A 3,124-nucleotide genomic window follows, 5' to 3' on the forward strand; every position below is an offset into this window, starting at 1 on the left:
TGCTGCCGGGAAGATGGTCAAGATCGGTTTTCATGTGTGCATGAATCCTAGCCGAATATTACGGTGTGACAACGAAAAGGGTGAACCCCGCGCCCGCCGAGGCGGGCACGGGGTCCGGTCGTCAGTCGGCCGGGTTCCAGATGACGGCATAGGTGTCGTCATCGTCCTGACCCGCAGCGCGGCCGAGGTTCGCATAGAGCCGGCGCGGTCCGAATTCGGGAGCGGCGAGGCTCAGCGAGACATAGGTCTTGCCCGAGACCTCGCCGGTGCGGACCCAGCCGGCGCCGATCTCGACGCCTTCGGAGAAGACCCGGAAATCGGGCTGGACGTCGTTCCCCTTGCTGCGGTTCGGGCTGATCTCGATGCTCGCGCGGATCGAGAGGGTCTTGAGCTGGCCAACGAAGCCTTTTTCGATGGTGCCGTTCACAAAGCCGATTGCTGCCATTGTTCGTCTCCTTTATCGCTGCCGGAGACCATCCCCGGAGCGTGAGCAGAGACAGGACGGGCGCATGGAGACGGCGCGCACCCGCAGGGCCGCAGCGAAGCGGAGGACGGACGGCCCGGCGCTTTTTTGGACGCGGAACGCGGTTCGCGAGGAGCCCGCGCAGCGGGCGGGGAAAAAAGCGCGAGGGACGGCCGTTGCGCGGCGTTTCGCGCCCGGCCAGACGGGCTCACTCCGGCGCCGGGGTGGTCGCCAGCGGGATTGGGAACGATGCAGGGCTAAAGATATTTTGCTGAACGCCTCATCGAAATTGGATGGCCAGACTCACTCGGCCGTAGCAAGGCATCCAGGATCAAGCACCGGATTCGCTGACGTCGCGGCTCGCGCTCCCGGCTCGACGATCGCGCGAATGGCGGCACAGGGGACATGAATTGGACGGCAGGGCCGAAATGATGATCGCGGGTGAACACCCGGATCTTAAGGATCTCGCGGCGCGCAGCGCCGGGATCTGGATCGGCCTGTCGATCGACGACGCCGCACACGCCACGCTCCGCCGCGACGGCCTTGAGCCCGCTACGCTCCGGTTGACAGGGCTCCAGCCGTTCGAGTTCGCGACCGCCGCCGACGGGGGGTTGCAAGTGGTCGCGCATGCTAACGATGGCGAAACAGCCGAGGCGCTTCTCGACCTCTTCCGGATTCATTTCCTAAGGCGGTTACTTGCGTAAAAATCTCACGGCCAGATTCCACGGCTGCCGACGTTATTTGAGACTGGTGGCGTTTCATCCTGCACAAGAGGCCAAGGAAAGGCGCCGTCGATTCAATAGGCTCTCGCCCGGTTAACGGAGCCGATGCGCCGGTTAGATCGAAGCACCGAACATGAGCAAGCTGGCTAATAACACGACGGCGGCGCCCGCGAGGAGTCCGCTTGTAAAGGCACCAAAACACGCAAGCGCGCGCGCCCGACGAGGCAGCGTTCTCTCACTTTCGACCAGATCGCCGAGATCGTTTAACATGGCAGCAATGCGCGAAATCTCGGACACCGGCAATTTCGCGGCCTTGGACGCGCCAAAGTCGTTCCGCCCCTCGCTCGCGGGCGCCCGCCTAGGCGTCGCCTCGGATAGAACGTCAATGCAGCACTCTATCGTACTGGCAAGCATGGTAAGTCTATCGAAGCGTCTTCCGAAGGCATCAAGATGATACGTGGCCTCGTCAGCCGTCTCCTTAGCCGCGGCGATATTCTGGTGGGTGGAAGCCAATAGCGCGGCGCGCATTTCGGCGTGGGCGGGCGGATCCTGGAAATATGTCATTCCGCTTCGTTGCGCTCTTCGTCTTGGCCTTCCAGTCGCTGGAGCAGCAAAAGGCGTCGTGAGACGGATTTCCGGTCGCATAGCGTCCTATGGCTAGGAATTTTTAAGTTGTCGTTGGCGACGGGCGATGATTCAGGGCCCTACCCGGCCGCGTCTTCCCTGGCTCGGTTCTTGCCACAGCAAAGCGGAATGACCGGCCGATAGAGGACTGGCAGCTTATGGGAGCGCAAGCTCAGAAGCAGATCTCGTTCAGCAAGCCAAATGACGCGCGCTCAGAATTGCGGGTGAACGCCGGCTCGGAAAGCCTGTTGCCGGCATCCTCTTCTATAATCGCGTAGCGTACATGCCGCGGCGACGCGAACTGGCGACGATCTGGGCGGATATGTTGAGGCCCGACTGACCCCTCTCTGTCCCAGGCCGATCTGAGTAACAGGCGCTACGCGAGAACGGGCCGAAATGCGCTGCCCGATCGCCCCGATCTTCAATCGCGATCACTCCAGCCGGCGCCCGATCGGGGATGCGCGAGCCCGCCCGAGGTGGCCGCGGCGACAGCCCCGAAAAGGCAAAAGACCCGTCAGCCTACCTCGATCCGCGCGCGCGCCGGCAGCGCGCGCTTGGCATCGGCGAGCAGCGAGCGCTCGAACGGATGGAGGTCCTCGCGCCCGGGATCCGCGCGGGCGAGCATACGGAGTGCCCCGTCGAGGTCGGATGGCGAGGTGCCGTCGCCCGCTAGCTTGACCGAAAGGTCGGACGGGATTCCATATTCGTCGAGTGCGAAGAGGCCGGGCGGCAGGAAGAGCGAATCCGCCTGCGCGGCGAGCAGACTATAGTCGCCTGGTTTCACCCGGAAGCGCTTCAGCAGCACTTCCTCCTGTATCCGGCTGACCACCATGAGATGGCGTCCGAAATGATAGCCGACATAATTGCGCAGGAAACCGAGCGCCTGCTCGACGGCATCGCTGACGCTATGCTTTGCCCACCGCGCCTCGACCCGCTTGCGCAGGAATTCGGTGAATCCCTTGGCGTGCATCAGGCCGGTGAGCGCGGCCTGGAGCTGGTCGCCCGCGAAAATGCCATGACCGCGAAGCGACCGCCCGCCATCGATATGGTCGTAGATCAGATTACAGACCATGAGGAGCTGGTGCGAGCGCGGAATGCCCGTCCACTGGAAGCTGTCGTCAGTGCGATCGTAGAGCTGCTCGATCACGCGAAAGAGCGTGTTCTGCGTCTCGACCGGAATCTGGCGGTTGGCGCGGATCGTGGCTTCGGACAGCGGCGATCCGGCGAACAAGGTTTCGAGGCGGTCGCGCGATTCCGGTACCAGGCTGCGATCGGGAAGGTCGAGGAGGAGCGATACCGGCGTATCCTCGTCCTG

At 63.3% G+C, this 3,124-nt stretch carries 4 protein-coding genes; 1 reads left to right on the plus strand and 3 read right to left on the minus strand.

Features of this window, described 5'->3' with window-relative positions; genetic code table 11:
- Window positions 1-121 precede the first annotated feature (121 nt).
- The gene (locus tag VGD20_RS21480; RefSeq protein ID WP_331136403.1) at window positions 122-445 is read right to left on the minus strand and encodes a DUF736 domain-containing protein; all 324 of its coding nucleotides are present in this window, start codon (window positions 443-445) and stop codon (window positions 122-124) included.
- 446 nt (window positions 446-891) lie between these two features.
- On the opposite strand from VGD20_RS21480, the gene VGD20_RS21485 reads away from it, so the two are divergent.
- Entirely contained in the window at window positions 892-1,167 is a 276-nt protein-coding gene (locus VGD20_RS21485; RefSeq protein ID WP_331136404.1) for a hypothetical protein, read from the plus strand.
- 132 nt (window positions 1,168-1,299) lie between these two features.
- On the opposite strand, the gene VGD20_RS21490 is transcribed toward VGD20_RS21485, so the two are convergent.
- Window positions 1,300-1,749: a hypothetical protein gene (locus VGD20_RS21490; protein ID WP_331136405.1), complete on the minus strand. Its 450-nt coding sequence runs from the start codon at window positions 1,747-1,749 to the stop codon at window positions 1,300-1,302.
- Window positions 1,750-2,323: 574 nt separating this feature from the next.
- Window positions 2,324-3,124: hypothetical protein (locus tag VGD20_RS21495; protein WP_331136406.1), on the minus strand; the 801-nt coding region annotated here is incomplete at its 5' end.

The sequence above is a fragment of the Sphingopyxis sp. genome (genome assembly GCF_036402335.1).
Lineage (GTDB): Bacteria > Pseudomonadota > Alphaproteobacteria > Sphingomonadales > Sphingomonadaceae > Sphingopyxis.